This is a genomic window from Peribacillus sp. YIM B13472 (genome assembly GCF_042788005.1).
GTDB lineage: Bacteria > Bacillota > Bacilli > Bacillales > DSM-1321 > Peribacillus > Peribacillus simplex_E.
The window spans coordinates 1-18133 of sequence record NZ_JBHZPG010000009.1; the positions used below are offsets into that span (position 1 = coordinate 1).

9 protein-coding genes are annotated in these 18133 nt (G+C 38.5%); 1 reads left to right on the top strand and 8 read right to left on the bottom strand.

Annotation, left to right across the window (positions count from 1 at the left end; all coding sequences use genetic code 11):
* Positions 1 to 111 precede the first annotated feature (111 nt).
* The 5 genes from ACFX4I_RS09365 to ACFX4I_RS09385 all read right to left on the bottom strand — a co-directional run bounded on the left by ACFX4I_RS09365 (position 112) and on the right by ACFX4I_RS09385 (position 4892).
* Positions 112 to 465 (bottom strand): YxeA family protein, encoded by a 354-nt coding sequence (locus ACFX4I_RS09365; protein ID WP_230300428.1) that lies wholly within the window; start codon positions 463 to 465, stop codon positions 112 to 114.
* Positions 466 to 470: 5 nt separating this feature from the next.
* Positions 471 to 2390 (bottom strand): ABC transporter permease, encoded by a 1920-nt coding sequence (locus ACFX4I_RS09370; RefSeq protein WP_377420207.1) that lies wholly within the window; start codon positions 2388 to 2390, stop codon positions 471 to 473.
* Positions 2377 to 3144, bottom strand: coding sequence for an ABC transporter ATP-binding protein (locus ACFX4I_RS09375; protein ID WP_283932579.1), 768 nt, complete (start codon positions 3142 to 3144; stop codon positions 2377 to 2379). Before ACFX4I_RS09375 ends, ACFX4I_RS09370 begins: the two co-directional genes overlap by 14 nt.
* 180 nt (positions 3145 to 3324) lie before the next feature.
* Positions 3325 to 3615 (bottom strand): DUF3817 domain-containing protein, encoded by a 291-nt coding sequence (locus ACFX4I_RS09380; protein ID WP_034305497.1) that lies wholly within the window; start codon positions 3613 to 3615, stop codon positions 3325 to 3327.
* Between the two features lie 212 nt (positions 3616 to 3827).
* Positions 3828 to 4892 (bottom strand): C45 family autoproteolytic acyltransferase/hydrolase, encoded by a 1065-nt coding sequence (locus ACFX4I_RS09385; protein ID WP_230300425.1) that lies wholly within the window; start codon positions 4890 to 4892, stop codon positions 3828 to 3830.
* A gap of 158 nt (positions 4893 to 5050) precedes the next feature.
* On the opposite strand from ACFX4I_RS09385, the gene ACFX4I_RS09390 reads away from it, so the two are divergent.
* The gene (locus ACFX4I_RS09390) at positions 5051 to 6442 is read left to right on the top strand and encodes a hypothetical protein (protein WP_377420209.1); all 1392 of its coding nucleotides are present in this window, start codon (positions 5051 to 5053) and stop codon (positions 6440 to 6442) included.
* Positions 6443 to 6780: 338 nt separating this feature from the next.
* Here ACFX4I_RS09390 and ACFX4I_RS09395 read toward each other — a convergent pair whose 3' ends face one another.
* Genes ACFX4I_RS09395 through ACFX4I_RS09405 form a run of 3 tightly spaced genes read right to left on the bottom strand, consistent with a single transcriptional unit; the run spans position 6781 to position 18114 of the window.
* Positions 6781 to 7512, bottom strand: a complete 732-nt coding sequence (locus ACFX4I_RS09395) for a thioesterase II family protein (RefSeq protein ID WP_377420211.1) — start codon at positions 7510 to 7512, stop codon at positions 6781 to 6783.
* A 19-nt stretch (positions 7513 to 7531) separates the two neighbouring features.
* The gene (locus ACFX4I_RS09400) at positions 7532 to 10435 is read right to left on the bottom strand and encodes a non-ribosomal peptide synthetase (RefSeq protein WP_377420213.1); all 2904 of its coding nucleotides are present in this window, start codon (positions 10433 to 10435) and stop codon (positions 7532 to 7534) included.
* Positions 10432 to 18114 (bottom strand): amino acid adenylation domain-containing protein, encoded by a 7683-nt coding sequence (locus ACFX4I_RS09405; RefSeq protein ID WP_377420215.1) that lies wholly within the window; start codon positions 18112 to 18114, stop codon positions 10432 to 10434. Before ACFX4I_RS09405 ends, ACFX4I_RS09400 begins: the two co-directional genes overlap by 4 nt.
* Positions 18115 to 18133 lie beyond the last annotated feature (19 nt).

The window sequence follows — 18133 nt, forward strand, 5'->3', positions numbered from 1 at the left end:
TAGGCGAAAATTCAAAGGGAATTTCAAAAGGGTTTCAGAATTTTTTAATTCCGAACCCCTTTTGTCTACAAACTGAAAGGGCTGTCCATACAGACAGCCCTTCTTTCCTATTTATTTTGCATGTGCCTTTTTTGGAATGTCTTCGAATTTCACTTCATCATATGACGAAACTTCATCACCATTTTTCACGTACATCTTTAAGTAAGCATCTTTTCGAAGATTTTTTTGTGCCGTGAATTCAAGCGGTATCGTTTCACCATCTGCATTTTTGGCGTCAAGTTTATAAGAATAATAAGTCATCACTGAACCATCATCCAGTTTGGTTTCATGTTGTACCCCATCCTCTGTAATTTGCAAATAATAATTGTCGGCATTCATGCGGTTAAAGTCTATTTTAGTAAGAGCGAATACTCCTGCCGCTCCCAGTATAAACAAAATGCCAACTACCATAAGAAATTTCTTCATTTCAATCATCCTTCCGTTTTATTATTTTGTATGATAATACGATTGTAGGAAGCTGCCGTTAAGATATAATACAGACCGTAAATAACCGTATAAGCGATCATCCAGATCAACACAGGTTTCGCAAGATTCATCATCAATAAGCCCGAGAAGGCTTTTAAAGCAACCGCACTGTGTAATAACCCCACTGCCAGTGGAACGAAAAAGATTACAAGCACTTGTGATGCAATGGATTTCCGCATTTCTTTTGCGTTAACGCCCATTTTATGAAGCATATTGTATTGTGATTTATCTTCCTCTGCTTCCGTTAGAACTTTAAAGTAAATGATACTGCCTGTTGCCGCTAAAAAAACCAGGCCAAGAAAACTTCCGATAAAGAGCAATGAGCCTACACCTTCGATGCTTGTTTGGAAATCTTGAGGGGCACTGGAAAATAGCGCTTCTTCAGGCACTTGTTTTGCAATTTTTTCAGATAAATCCATGGAAGCTTGATCAACACCGATGACACGATATTTTAGCGCTTCCCCTTCTTTTTGCAGTAATTTAAATTGCTCGTTCGATACGACCACTGCAATGCCTGCTGTTCCGGCATTTAGTACTGTTTGTGTTTTAAAGCTTTGGAATGTGATTGCCGTGTTGTTTTCTGTCCTGATGGTCTTGTCCTTGTATTCAGATGAGAATCTTTTATCATATCCAATATCTAAAATGACTGCTTTTTCATTATTCACATGCAGTGCTTCCTTGCCTTGCACTTCTGCTAATTTGTTATAGGTTCTTTCATCGATTATCGTGTAAATCCTTTTATCCGAGCTATCGAATGCCGATCCCTTATTCAATTCTTTCGTATTAAATGTGACAGATAGTGCTTCGACATTTTCATCATACTTTGTATCCGGCAATACAGCGCTGACTTGATGATCGCTTTTCGCATCCGTTTGCTGATACATGAAGGTATTCGGATCAACGGTCATAACTTGGTCATTCGCGTTGTAATAAAGACCATAAACCGCACCGCCAGCGGTTACCGTAGTAGCACTTAACACCGCAATTACGGTCAATGTACGTGCATTCCCCCTAATGCGATATAGCAGTTGCGAGATCGTCATCAGATGCAGGCCTTTCCAAAGCCATTTTTCATTTTTCTTAATCACGGCCAACACAAAGCCTGTCACGCTATGAAACAATAAAAACGTACCGGCAATAACCGTTGTCAAAATGATGAGTGCCGTCATTAAAAAGCCGACCTTTTCCCATACTTTAGAAGTAAAAATATCTTGCATCGCCAACCAATAACCCATGACAATCAAGCAAATTCCCAGAATGGCTACAATCATCGATGGCTTCGGAGCCGCTTCCCCTTTTTTCGATGCATGGAAGAGATCAATTAGTTTAAATTGATATATCAAACGATAGCCCTGGAATGATGTCACCAAGAAAATCATAAGAAATACGATAGAGGTGTTCAAAGCTGCAGATCCCGAAAATGTAAATGGTGCCATGACATCATAGCCCATTAAATAGATCAAAATCGTCATGAACCCTTTTGAACAAAGAAATCCAAGTAAAATCCCCACAACCAATGAAACCAAACCTAGCAATAGGTTTTCAAAGAAGAGCATAAAACCAATCTGACGATTACGTACGCCAAGCAATGCATATAATGCCACTTCTTTTTTACGTTTTTTCATAAAGAATGAATTGGAATAGGCAATAAAAATGGCAACGAAGAAAATCAGGATGACTGCCGCACCACTCATCAATGAATCTAATTTCTGTGATGAAGCCGTTTGTTCTGCAATTGTATCGCTATATTTTAATGTTACAAATGTGAAGTAGATGATAATGCTAAATACCATGGATGCGATATATAAAAAATATTGGGAGAGGTTTCGAGCAATATTTTTTCTCGCTAGACTAAATAACGTCATCTACCTCACCTCCAATTGTTGCAAGGACATCCATAATTTCTTGGAAGAAAGCTTTACGTGATTGGCCACGACGATAAATTTCTGTTGAAAGCGTACCATCCTTGATGAAAATGATCCGCCGGCAGAAGCTTGCGGCATATGCATCATGTGTCACCAACATGATGGTGGAATTATTTTTTTCATTTAGTTCACTTAAGCTTTCCAGCAGACCTGTTGCTGATTTTGAATCAAGTGCACCTGTTGGCTCATCAGCCAGGATCAATGAAGGCTCTGTCACAAGCGCTCTGGCTGCAGCTGTTCTTTGCTTTTGCCCACCGGAGATTTGGTATGGGTATTTAGCTAATAAATTTTCAATCCCAAATACTTTCGCAATACGATTCACCAATTTAGTAATTTCTTTCGCTGGAACTTTAGCAATCGCCAGTGGTAATAATATATTTTCCTTCACAGTCAATGAGTCGAGCAAATTGTAATCCTGGAAGATGAAACCAAGGTTATCTCGTCTGAAATCCGTTAAGTCAGCCCCTTTCATATCGTGAATGCTCGTATCATTCATGAAAATTTTCCCTTCAGTCGGCGAATCAATGGTTGCCAACATATTGAGCAACGTCGATTTCCCCGCTCCAGAAGGTCCCATGATCCCTACAAACTCCCCTTCATGAATCTCAAAAGATATATTTTCCAACGCTGTGTAGGCAGCGCTTGATTTACCATATGTTTTTTTTATATTTTCCACTTTTAATAATGGTTCCATTTGTTTCACCTCTTCATTATTGTTGATACTTATACTTTACATGCTCATTCTTACAGCATCTTTGTACCAACCTTACAGCAAGCTTAAACCCATAAAAAAAACGCCTTCCATTTAAATCGAAAGACGTTTTTTTTATGGATTTTTCAAAAGGAAAAGTATTCGGGCATGGATCTTTATCATTTAACTTTGCTTCAATAGCCTGCGGTCGATTACAAAATTCCCAAATGGGATGAATGAAACGATGAAAATCATCGCCATTTTTAAAAAGGACCATTTTGATATGATGCTCACATAAAGTAATAAAAGCCCAAACACGACAAATAAGAAACCATGGATGCTGCCTAAAATGAGTGTTGCTTCCCCAATATCCAATATGTACTTAATGGGCATACCAATGGCAAGCAATAGAACATATGAGATTCCCTCAATTATTGTAATGAACCGAAACCATCCAATAGCTGTAGAAAACATTCGCACATCCCCTTATTCATTGTACAAGTATGGCACAAACAGACTTCCAGCTTCTTGTCCCCCATCCAAAATATGTTCCTCTATCATATTATATTACTGGCAGATCCCCTAATAAATAGTACCAGATTTTCCTAAAAATAGAACAACAAAAGAAACCCAATCCAAGGATCGGGCCTTTTAACAACGTAAGGTTCAAATTTACTTCAAGACCTTCAATTCCGAAACCAATTCGCTCCCTCATCCATATGCACGAAGGGAATATCCGTATCAATTACACCTTTGATTCGTTCTAACTCAACATTTTCCCCTTCAAGCCATTTCGCAAAATCTATTGAAGTCGGCTCCTGGTTCCCTCCCAGGGCAATCCAAGCTTTCATCTCCTTAGGTAAATAAGCGGATGTATGAATCGTTCCCGCCCAACTGCTATATAAATCCGAGAAGACACCTTGTTTGGTATCATTAAACAATCTATAAGCATCGTAGGCAGATGAAAGTTTCCCTTCATGATCTTGGATGATATCCAATCGGCGTTTCGAATCGATAAGATGGTTACGGTTCTCATTTTTCATGATTTCAAAGTGATTGGTACAGGCATTTGACGTGCGCACCTCTACATTTCTTGGGGACGTTTCAACGATATAGGTACTTCCGCTTTTATCATAGACGACGTAAGTGAAGGAATGACGATGCGGGATTTCCTTCAACATCGCGACCGCTTCCTGTACGTTCGCACAAGATTCAACAATCAGTCTGCCAATCATGCAGCAAATGAAACCATCACCAGGGTTCTTGCGATTCATGAAATTATAGCCTATCACCAAACCTTTTTCATTCATTCCATCCATTCGACCAGTCCCTCGCTGACTCGGGCCGATGCTTGAATACCCTTGATCGGTTGGCTGGAATAAGACATAGCGTCCTTCATAGGTCTTTGGGTGGTAATCATAATTGCGAATGAGAAAATCATCGCCTGTCATGATAGAGCAGCCCGACCGAACATAATCCAATCGGTATCCACCGAACTCTTGCAGCACGCGGTCAATTGGCCATTTCAACGCTTCTTGCAACCCCAGTAATTCTTCCCAAACTCCAGGGGCGAATTGTGTAATTGCTTTCTTGACCTCTTCTTCCTCAACCGTAAACCGCGGCTGCCTAATCTTCCACTGATCTTCACGATTTTTTACCGTTAGTGAATCTTTTAATTCCTCCCCTTGCATGTATCCAAACTCATAATGTGTACCCCGAAATTGTATGACATCACTATATATTTGCTTCACGGCTTATCCCTCATTTACAGTAGTTGCTATTCAAATTAAGGATACTTGAAGTATTGTTGAAAATAAAGAAGATAAACCTTCAAAATTTATGAAACAACTCACCACCCCATACCTCCCTCATAATCTGTAACTAGGCAAATTTATGAGGGGGACGGATCATGGAGATGGAATTAACGGCACTCCATTGGATTTATGTTGTATTTATTGCATTGATAATCGGGTTTATGGTAAAACGTCGTGATACTACCCTCATCTGCATAATTGGCATTTTCCTTTTGGCTTTAGTGGCTACAGGCAGTTTAGCCTCTTCCATAAGCGGGATATTCAACAGCTTCATTTTCGCAATCACGGAATTAATGTCCACGATATTAATCATTTCCATCATCGTTGCCATGAGTACGGTTTTGACGAAGTCGGGCATTAATGATGTCATGATTGCACCATTTGCGAAATTCATTAAGAATCCTACACTCGCCTTTTGGGTAATTGGAATCGTCATGATGGTGATATCCTGGTTTTTCTGGCCATCACCTGCCGTTGCCTTACTTGGTGCAGTCCTGCTCCCCGTTGCATTAAGGGCTGGTTTACCTGCCCTTGGTGTGGCGATGGCGATGAACCTTTTTGGTCACGGAATAGCATTATCAGGGGATTTCATCATTCAAGCTGCTCCTAAACTAACGGGGGATGCCGCTTCCATACCAGTCGGTGATGTCATCGCTGCGAGCATTCCCCTTGTCATTACAATGGGGATCGTCACCACCATCTCCGCCTTTATCCTTTTAAAGCGGGATATGAAGCTTGGAAGAATCAAGGCTGCGGATAATGAGGGAATCATCCCAGATCAGACAATCAGTGAAGATCTTCTCACACAGGGACAAAAGAAGTTTTTTGCCGTTTTCATTCCGATTGCCTTTCTGTTGGATGTTGTGGCATTGTCGGTTTTGAAGTTGCAAGGCGGAGATGCCACGGCGTTGGTTGGCGGTACAGCCGTTTTCATTTTGCTGATTTTATCCCTTGTCGCACATAAACAGCAAGGACTTGAAAAATCAACGGCCTATTTGATTCAGGGTTTTCAATTTGGCTTCAAAGTATTCGGACCTGTGATTCCAATCGCCGCATTCTTCTATTTAGGTGATTCTGGATTCAATCAGATCATCGGTGACTATTTACCGAAAACATCCCTCGGCATCGTCAATGACCTCGGTGCCGCATTGGCGGCCTCCGTTCCTTTAACGAAAGAAATAGCCGCCGTCACATTAACTGGCATCGGTGCCATCACCGGCTTGGACGGATCGGGCTTCTCAGGCATTTCTTTAGCCGGATCTGTCGCCAAACTATTTGGAACGGCAATCGGAAGCGGAACCGCCACCTTGACTGCACTTGGGCAAATAACCGCGATTTGGGTTGGCGGAGGTACCCTGATTCCATGGGCACTGATCCCGGCAGCTGCCATATGTAACGTCAGTCCCTTTGAACTTGCCCGCCGGAATCTGCTTCCGGTAACCATTGGTTTAGCAGTGACTACAATAGTCGCGATGTTTCTCATTTAATCGAATTGCGCCGATTTGTGTGGACTCCTAAAAGGAGGTTCGATTGGTTTTTACTTTTTTATAAGGATGGACCTCATTGATTGAAGAAATTAGCTACATTCCTGCCGAACTACTGGCTAGCCGGGGGGACCCCACAACGCTTCCGTCGAGAAGGCTTTGCATGACAGTCGGCGGAAAGGGAGTGGGTTTCTGAAAATAACTGGAGCTTTTTAAATTTGTCTACAGTAAAAAGGACTGAAATGAATCAGTCCTTTTTTAGATGAAGATTGGGTTTCATTGTATCCAAGCGGATGCTTACATTAGAGCAAGTTTTGGTGCAAGGCAATCAGTCCGCTCTCTTAAATCAAAACTTCACAACGACTATTGAGTACATACTCTTGAATGATTTTTAAAACGATATCCTGGTTTTGCTTTATATAGAAATGATCACCCTTTAATATATGCAATCCTTCAATATGTTCAATGTATTCATTCCAGCTTTCGATACTTTCCTTCGTCACGGTATCATTCGATCCCAATAGCAAAACGGCTTTGTTTCCCACCTTTTTCTCGCGTTTTTTTTCATGGTGATAGTTGGCTAAAACATTCAAGTCCGACTGGATTATCGGAAGGAATATATTCATGAAATCATCGGTTTCTAGGAGTTCCTTGTTCGTTCCCCCGATTTTTTCAAGCGATTGTTTTAAATGTTTTGCATTAGAGCAATCGATTTGATCTACTTTATAATCTGGAGACGATTTACTTGAAATGAATAAATGCTCTACTTTATTGCCATATCTATCCTCTAATTTCGCCGCAATTTCATAGGCTACGATCGCGCCCATGCTATGTCCAAACAAAGAGATGTTTTCCAGTGAATTCATTTGATGTTTCGTTTCCATTTCTTTCATTAATATATCCGTCAAATCCGCCATATGGTCACATAATGGTTCACTATATTTACTGCCATGTCCTGGGTATTCCAGCGGGACTATCTCTATCACATCATCATCAAATTTCCATTCCCTATAAAAAGATGCACTTCCCCCGGCATAAGGGAAACAAAAAAGTATCTTCTTCAGCCCTTCCATCCCCCTTCTCCATGATCGATTATTTCAGCATGAACTTCATAAAGCTTTCAACATACCCTGAATCGATTTCCGGCATTTTCATTGATAGTAATTCCATTTCCTTCTTGGTTTTGGATTGCAGGATTTCCGACTCTTTTAATTTTGTTGATTCATCAATTAACTGGGACAAAGCACTTAATGAATGAATCTCGTTAGATTGTGTCTTTTCTTTTAATGATTGTAACCATTCCTCCAGATCCATGTTGGAGTAAGGTATTTCATTTTTTTCGAAGAAGGAGGTCACGAATTCACTTGAAACCTTCTGATCATTGAACATATGATAGATCCCGAGCTTCTGATTTTCATTCAATCTTGATATTTTGTAAATGAACTCACTTACAAAGTCGACTGGCATCAATTCAAAATGAATTTTCTCTTTAAATGGCAGTATCCTTTGTTCAATGAATGATTTAAAAACCTTGTACAACATATCTTTCTCGTTCCAACCCCCGTTTGAATTAGATGAAATCCTCCCTAATCGGAAAATATCGATAGTTAGTCCATGTTCCCTTGCTTGAAGAAGCAATTTCTCGGCAACCCATTTGGACTGGCTGTACCCGATCATTAAATCAGGGGAGTAAACCAATTCGTCCTCCTCGTCCCATTTCCTTTCGCCGGTCAAGACAGAAAGCGTTGAAGCATAATAAATGTTTTTCCGATTGTAAGATGAAGCAAACTTAATGATTTCCACTACACCATCCACATTCGAAATCTTTGATTTGCTATATGGCTCGAAGAAATTCGTTTCGGCACCGACATGATACACATGAGAAACATCATTGCTTAATTTCTCATATGTCATATCATCCAAACCAAATTGATGTTCACTAAGATCCCCTTCAATTACAACGATTCTACTTACGAAATCATCCTGCCAAAGACCATATTTCATTAAGGTATCTTTCAATCTATTTCTTGAAGGAAATCTAACCAAACAATAGATTTTGACATCTTCCAATTCCAGTAACAATTTATTTAATAGATGTGCTCCTAAAAACCCTGTTCCACCTGTAATCATCATATTTTTTTCAATTTGAACTGGTTTAGTGGATATTTCCCTTATTTTCTCGATCAACGCTGGAGCGAGCATGGAATCCTTCTCCATCACTGCTTCCATGCTGCCAGCTGACTCGACTTCAAGTGCCTCAACAAATTTATTGACTGTGTTATTTTCCAATAATATTTGTAAAGTGGCCTCAGGAAGTACGGTTTCCTTCATTACATAGACCAGTTTTGTAGCTAAAATGGAATGGCCTCCATTCTCAAAGAAGTTGTCGTCCAATCCTAGGCTTGGATTTCCTAATACATTTCTCCAAATCTCCAATACTTCTTTTTTCTTTCCAGTTTCTTGATTGGCTACGGAAGTTTTATTTTGCATGATATCGATTTCCAATAATTTGTCTTTATCCACTTTACCGTTGGCATTAAGCGGGAAATCATCCACTCTGACAAAAAAATGGGGAATCATATAATTCGGCAATTCATTGCTCAGATAATCTTTAATATCCTTTTCCGCGTTTTCCGCTTTTTCATCTTTATTTTTGTAATAAGCGATAACATAATTCTCATCATTGATGTTTTTAACAGCAACTACTGAACTTTCAATCTTCATGTATTTATCAAGTTTTTCCTGAATTTCATTCAGTTCAATTCTAAAGCCGCGAATTTTCACTTGACTGTCTTTTCGGCCTTTGTACAGGATTTCACCATTGTGTAACCGGACGCCATGATCACCTGTTTTGTACCACTTCGCCTGATTCAAATCATCCATGATCAAAGCTTGTTCCGTTAATTGCGGCTGATTTAAATAACCTCTCATGACCCCTTGACCGCCAATGTAGATCTCGCCTATTTCCCCATCCTCTACCTCTACTTGTTTCTCAGATAGAATCTTGATTTCTACATTGCTCAATGGCTTTCCAATGGGAATAACATCTGCATCTTTGTCTTCGACCTCATGGCAAACGGCAAAAGTCGTGCATTCAGTTGGTCCATACCCATTAATCAAGGAAAAATGGCCGATTGTTTGCTTCAATCTTCTCACATGGGAAACCGAGATTTTATCTCCGCCAACAACGATTTTCTTTAATCCTTCAAAAATGAATGGATCCTCATCAACCATTGCATTGAAAAGACCTGTCGTAAAAAAGGCTACATCCACCTTTCCAATGGATATCGCTTCTTTCCAATCATCAAAAGAAGTGAACTCATTCGACATCAAAAATAAAGTTGCGCCATTCAATAAAGCTCCCCATATCTCAAAAGTTGCGGCGTCAAAGCATGGGTTGGAAAATTGAGCCACTCTATTATTTTCGTTTATTTTAAGTATTTCAGAGTTCAATACTAAATTGACTACACTCTTATGCTCTATCATCACACCTTTTGGCTTTCCAGTCGTTCCTGATGTATAGATAACATATGCGAGACCATTCTCCGAAGAACGGTTAACGGGAATGTGCCCTTCCCTGCTTAATTCATTAATCTCAAATGGAATTGGTTCAATATCCAATTCACGGAGCTTCCCTTCTTGGCCATTAAACGATAAGAAGAACTTCATATCCGTATCTGCAAGCATATATTCCAATCTTTTTAATGGGTACTTTTCGTCTATTGGAACATAGCAACAGCCTGACTTTATGATCGCAAGCATCCCGATGATCAGTTCAATGGATCTTTTGCTTGGAATCCCGATCATTGTTTCTTCTTGAATCCCCAAATCAATGATCCTTTTGGCAAGATTATCTGAAAGAATATCTAATTCTTTATAAGTAATTTGCCTGTCATTTTCACAAAGTGCCGCTTTTGACTGATTATCTTCCACGATTTTTATAAAAGCTTCAGTTATAGACATCGATTTATTAGTCGTCATCGATTTACTTATCATCGGGCCCCAACTTTCAAGTGATTTATTATTTTACCAATAGATAGTAGTGTTTCATCTTCTGTTAGTTTTAAGAATATTTCCTGCATGGAATCCATAAAACGCAAAATTTCATTTTCATCGAATTTACTTTCTTTATAAATGATTTTATAATGCAGCTTGGATTGCACTACAGCCGCAGAGAACGTAAGATCAAAATTGGTCGATTCACTTCCAACTGAATTTTCGATCATGATTCGCGAATCCTCTGCCAGTTCTGTGCTCGGATAATTTTCGAATACAAATATATGTTGGAATAATTCCTTATCCCATGGAATTTCAGCGTATCGCTTTATATCCGTAAGTGAACTGAACTCATACTCTCTCATTTGTAATTGCTTGTTTTGAATAGCAGTTAGATAGGATTGTAAATCATCATCCCAATCGATTTTTAAAGAGAATGGCAGAGTATTGATCAATAAGCCTACAGCTGATTCAATATGCGGAATGCTGAGGTTCCTTCCTGAGCTTGTCACCCCATAGCATACTGAGTCGCTTTCACTGAGGCAGGATAGAACGATGCTCCAAACTCCTTGAACAACGGTATTAACTGTCTTTCTATGCCGCTTGGATAATTCTATTAATCTTTCGGTAAGCTCTTCAGGCAAGCTATATTCAATAACTTTATCCGATGTAAAAGCTACCTTATCCGTTTTATTACTCACTAGTGCTTTTACTTGTTCGAAATCCCTCAATTCTTTATTCCAAAAAGCTGCTTCTTCCTGTTTATTAATATTCCTGACATGATTCATGACTTGTTTATAAGCATTCTTATGTTCATCACTGTCTTTTGTCATATTGGATGGGTTTCGGTAATTATCCAAAAAATGATTAATGACAATTTGCAGGCTCCAGCCATCTATTAAAGCATGATGATGTGTCCATATGAATTTATAGCGATGATCCGATAGCTGGATCAAAGTGATGTTCATGAGCGGGCCATTCTCTAAATCCGTTTGTCTGTTTTTGCTATGTTCTAAAAGATTTTCTATCTTGGATTTTGAATCGTCTTCACTAAACATCGTTAAATCCACATGATTAAACACATAATAAATGTCATTAAGTATGATTTGATAACGGTCCCCCAATTGATTGCGCCTGAAAACGGATCTTAGAACGTCGTATTTTCTACAGGTTTCATTCCAGGCTTCTTCTAATTTAACCAAGTCCAGATCACCTATTAAATCAATGGATAGCTGTGAAATATATTCAGGACTTTGAGTTACTTCACTATGGAATAACATTCCTTCTTGAAGTGATGTCACTGGGTAAATCTCTTCAATGTTATTAAACTTATTAATGAAATGGGTGATCGTGCTTCCATCGACTATTTTCTCAGCTTCAAAATCCGTTTCGACAATGGAGTCATTCAAATCAGCACTTCCACTTAAAACTTTGTTTAAGTGTACTCCAACTTCTTTACATATCATTCGGAAGTTTTCATTGCTGCTATCGCCAATAATATTCAGCATGAGTCTATTGTTTACGATGCTGGCGACAAAATTGAGTTTATATGGAAATTTATAGTTCAAATCGATATTGCTGCTTTTGGTTTGTGCCATATCACCAGTGTTATTAAACTGGCCTAGATAGTTGTAACTCACAAGGCTATCTGGATAGTTATGATTCCGATTGGAAATATACTTTAGGATTCCAAAGTCAAACCCTTTGTTTGGCACATTTCTTAATATGTTTTTTGTATTTCTCAAGGTTGAGCCCAAAGTCGCCATCCCTTTAATCCTTACTGGATAAATCGAGGTGAACCATCCTACCGTCCTTGATAAATCAATATCATCCTCAATATCCTCTCTGCCATGTCCTTCTAAATCGAGCCAAAATTCATTGATTCCCATTCGATTGGAAAGTGCATGTGCGATAACGGATAATAAAACTTCATCAATCGTCGTTTTATGTTTTCTTAAAGTGTTTTTAATGAGGTTTTGTGTTTGGGCCTCATCCACTTGTATTTTATACATGTTTTCAAAATCACACTTTTCTCCTAATTCTTCCGTCAGCGGAGAAACTGGAACATTCATTTCCTTTTCCCAATATTGAACGGCCTCTTCCGGTAGGTCAGTGTTCTGGTATTCGTTTAGTTTCTCGGACCATTGTTTATAAGAAGTCGTTTTTAAAGGCAGTGATGGTTCTTGTTCATTCTTTATCTGTTGATAGCATCTTTCGAAATGTTCAAGAAGTATCCTCCACGAAACACCATCAACCACAAGGTGATGAATCACCCAAAAAACCCTTACCTCCCTTTGATCCCTGAATAGAAGGAACTTCATCAAGGGGCCATTGTGTATATTTAAACTTTGTTGGGCGTTTTCTTCTAGCTCATTAATTTCCTTCAAGCTTTTTTCATCTTTAAAACTTGAAACATGATACTCATGAAAACTGCATGCCGTATCAGCATTTGAAATATTGCCAATATATGAATCACCATGTTTTTCAAATATTGTCCTTAAAACGTCGTGCTGATCAATTAATTTCATGATGATTTTTTTATATTGTTCAGTCGTCAACGTATTATCCTTCATCAAAACGACTGACTGATTCCAATGATGGATATTCTCATGATTTTCATTAAAAAACCAAGATTGAATAGGTGTCAACGGAACATAACCTGATACTGTTTCTTGAACCACTTGTTTTTGCTCCAGCTCATTTACAATATTCCCTAGCTCACGGACCGTTTGGTATTCAAATAAATCTTTAGGAGTTATAAATAAATCCTTTTCTTTTGCGGCAGAGCATATTTGAATACTGATGATTGAATCACCGCCGCATTCAAAAAAGTTATCTTCCGGTCCTATAGTGTGATCGTTTAAAACATTTCTCCAAATTGACAGAAGCTCTGTTTCAGTTTTGGACAATTCTTGCACATCCAGCACTTTTTCCTTCCTCTCATCAACCTGTTCCGTCCATTTCGGCAGGGATTTCCGATCAACTTTCCCATTCGGCGTCAAAGGGAATTTATCCAGTTGCATAAAATGAGCAGGAATCATGAAAGCAGGCAGTGTTTCTTTCAATCGTCTTCTGATTGAATCTATCGAAACCTCATCATTCACCGTAAAATAAGCAATTAGCCTATTATTCTCAAATCCATCTTCCATTACCGTTACATAACTATCCTCGATTTCCGCTATTTTTCGTAATGAAACATTAACCTCCGATAGTTCAACACGGTATCCCCTTATTTTCACTTGATCGTCCGCCCTGCCTATATAAACTAATTCCCCAGCTTTGTTATTCTTAACTAAATCCCCAGTTCTGTATACTTTTTCGGCAGGGTTGAATGGATTGGATATGAATCTTTCATTTGTCAGGCTCTCATTATTCAAATATCCCCTTGCTAACCCAATTCCGCCAACGTAAAGTTCACCAACTGACCCTGCCGGCACTAGTTTCCGATTTTCATCCAACACAAGTACAACCGTGTTAGTCAAAGGCTTCCCGATCGAAACGACGAATTCATCTGTAACATCCTCATTCGGGGGAAACATTTTAAAACTTGTACATACCGAATATTCGGTAGGCCCGTAGCCATTGAAAAATGATATATGTTTAAACTTTGAAACGAACTCAACTGGACATTCAGAACCTGCAGATCCCAACACTTTAATCGTGCTCAATTCAATGATTGGCAGTTCTTTCAACACAGCAGGCGGTAAAATGATATGAGAAATTCCTTCACGCTTAATTTGTTCAACAAGTTTACTCATGTCAAATTGATTTTCTTTATCTGCACTTATATGCAGCTCGGCACCGAATAATAGTGTGCTGAAAATCTCTATGACGGATGAATCAAAATTAAACGTAGCGAATTGCAGCACTTTAGCTGATGTATCCAAACACATCATTTCATTTTGGTTATAAACTAAGTTAATGATTCCTCTATGCTCTAACATGACCCCTTTAGGCCTGCCTGTCGTTCCCGAGGTATAAATGACATATGCTAAGTCACTCTGATCCGCAATGTGAAGATTCGTCATTAACAAATCCGATTCTTTTTCAATATCTTCAAAATATATTATTTTGGATGAGTCAATCAAACCATTCTTTCCGAGTTCTTTGTGACTCAAGCAATAGGAAATGGACGAATCTTCAACCATGTAGCTTAATCGTTCATCAGGATAATGAGGATCCAATGGAACATACGCAGCACCAGCTTTAATTACTGCCAACATCCCTGTCACCATATCAATTGATCGATTCACATAAATTCCGATTCTTTCTTCTTTAGAAATCCCTTTGCTTAGTAAATAGTGTGCAAGTCGATTGCTCTTATCATTCAATTCGCGATATGTAATGGTTCTCGGACCATCAACAATGGCTATCTTATCAGGAAACCGCTCAACAACTTTATGGAAGGCTTCCGGTATTGTGTCATTGATCCCCTCAAAACGAGTCGTTTCTCCCTGCCATTCTTCCAATAATACTTTCTCCTGCCTCTTACTAACGACGGATACCTTGTCAATCGATCGTTCAGGCTGATAGGTAATTTTCCTAATCCACTCTAAGAAATTCTCAGCTAATATTTCAATCGTTTGTTCATTGAAGATCCCTGAATTATACTCAAAAGCGAATAAAAGCTTATCCTCATATTCTTCTGCAGCTAAACTCAAATCGAATTTTGCTGCCTTTGATTTTATTACTTCAGGCGTTATCTTTATGTATTCACTTTCAAATGAAACTTTGGCATTATTTTGTAAAATGAAGACGGTTTGAAATAATGAAGTGCTTGCTAGATTTCTTTCAGGGTTAATGACTTCAACAATTTTCTCCAATGTCATTTGCTGATGATCATAGATGTCGATGATATGGTTTGTATTTCTTTGAAGAATCTCTTCGAATGTTTCCTCAAGTCCCAACTTTAATCTAAAGGGCAGTGTATTGACAAAATAACCTATCGATTTTTCTGTTCCTTCAATCATTCTATTCGCCAAAGGACTTCCGACGATGATATCGTTTTGACCTGTATATTTTGCTAGAAAAGACTGGTACATCGTTAGCAGTGTCATGAATAATGTCGAGTTTTGTTCAAGGGACATCCGCTTTAAACCTTGGAGCTCTTCACTTGTTAGTTCCACTATGAAACTACTGCCATCGGTGCGGTTTTCTTTTGTACGTATCGTATCTAAAGGAAGCTCCAATCTAGGTAATTCCCCAGATAAGTTTGTTTTCCAAAATAGCGATTCCTCTTTAATGTTATGTTCTAGCCAGCTTTTCTGCTCAATGGCAAAATCCTTATATTGTTTAAAGTCGTTTTCAAGGATAAGTTCCTTTTCGTTCACTTCACTGTCATAAAAAGATAACCATTCGTCTAAAAATATACTCACTGACCATCCGTCAAAAATGAAATGGTGGAGATTCACAAATAAAACAGACTCTTTTTCACTCAATTTAACCAGTTTCACTGTCATGAGGGGGCCTTTTTCAATTTCAAAGATTTCCGACTGGACATCTTCTTCGATTTGCAGCATACGAGTCGTTTGCTGTTCTGGATTTAACGCAGAGAGGTCGATTTCACCTATTTTAATGTACAAATCTTCCTTGATTTCCTGGTAGCCTTTCCCGGCTTTTTCACGGACGGTGGTCCTTAAAATCTCATGTCTATCAACGACATGATTGACGGCTTTTTCCAGTATTGAAGTATCCACTGCACCAGTAATTTTATATTTCTGAGGGATATTATAATTGGTTGTCTTACCATTGAGTTTTTCGTTGAACCACAAAGCCTCTTGGTTACTGGATAAAACATGATCTTTTTGTTGCGCTTCATTGTGCTCTATGTCATGATCTGAAATTTCATTCATGATGAAGGCCGTCAACGATTCGACTGTTGAATTTTGAAAAATATTTTTCAAAGTTAGAATTTGATTGTATTCTTTGTTTAATTTCGTCAATAACTTCATGGCTAATATCGAGTGTCCGCCCACTTCAAAAAAATCGGCATCTTTATCGATTTGACTTGTTGATAAGACTTCCAAAAATGTCTTTTCCACAAAAGATGAAACTACTTCCGTTTCATCTTTCGGAGGCGTATTCACTTCCGGAAAGATCTTATGACTTAGCAATTTCAAAGTTGGATTTTCAAACAAATCGGCTAACTTCATATTCGCATCAAGTCTTTTATTTATTTTAGACACCAATTTCATGGCTGTTATCGAATGCCCGCCCAATTGAAAGAAATCAGAATCCTCATTAATCTCACTGTTCAAGAAAAACTCTTGCCATATTTCTTTAAGTTCTTGATTAACGGATGTGGATGTGATCGCATGGTCACTTATTGCTTGATGGTTCTTACTCACATTATTTTTTAGTTTTGAAAAATCAACATCGACATATATTTCGTCAATTTGCTGTACTTTTGTAATTTGATGGGCAATCTGCATGAAGGCTGATTGGATATCATTTACTAGTGAATGCTCTATGAAGCAGCGATTAAAATACAATTTGCATTTAATCGTTTCTTTATTATCCTGGGCTTGTAATGATAATGGAAAGCTATGTGTCTCTTTTCCGCCTTCAATTTCCCAGTTAATGTCAAACCCTTCATTCTTCGCTTCCGGATAATTTTCATAAACAAATAAAGTTTCGAAAATCGGATCTTCCTTCTTTAATTTCGTATGCCTTTTGATATCCACTAAAGAAATTTGAGAGTAATCCAGCATATTGTTTAATGTTTCCTGGAACCGTTTCAGTAAACCAGTAATGCTATCTGTATCGTTCATTTCAGCTATCATCGGAATCGTATTAATGAGCAGCCCAACAATTTCTTCGGATTTGAATAAGTTATTCGACCTGCCAGAGCTTACAATTCCAAAAATTATTCGATTTTGATTGGACATTTCCTTCAGGACGATCGACCAAATTACCTGCAATAATACATTAATCGTTACATGGTTTTTAGCGGCAAATTCTCTTAAAAGCTCACTCTGTTTTTTATCCAGCTCCCAAAATAGATCATTTTCCTGCTGGTTTTCCTTCACATGCTTCAGAACGGGGAATGTGATTGTCGGCTGCTCAATATCCTTTGCTAGCTCTTTCCAAAAACGGTTTAGATCTTCATCATCCATTTTATTCATATACCGGATAAAATCTCCATATTGCTTTGGCTTATCAATAAGCCGTTTGGAGTCTTTTCCTACAATTCGGCTGTAAATAACAAAGAGTTCATCGATGACTATGCTGGTACTCCAGCCATCCAAAATTATATGGTGATGAGTCCAAATCAAGATATACTGATTTTCTTCAATTTTCACTAACTGGAGTTTCATCAAATTGGAGTTATTCACATCCATCTCCTGGGATTTGGATGTCACTCTCTGAATTTCATTTAATTGATCATGTTCACTCAACTCTGTCATATCGATTATTTCTGGTTGATAGTCCATTGCATTGAACACAACCTGAACATTGTTTTCGATATTTTTAGAGATGACCTTCATTCTTAATGCTTCATGACGTTCTACAACCTGACTCCACGCCTGGAATAATGCATTTACTTCAAGTGCGCCCGAGATCCTGATTCGCATTTGAGAAATGTAAAGGTTCTCTGCTGTATTGTTCATTTCCAGTTCATAAAGGATTCCTTCTTGAAGCGGAGTTAATGAGTAGATATTCTGAATAGATTTCTCCAATTTTGCGCCTCCCGATTCC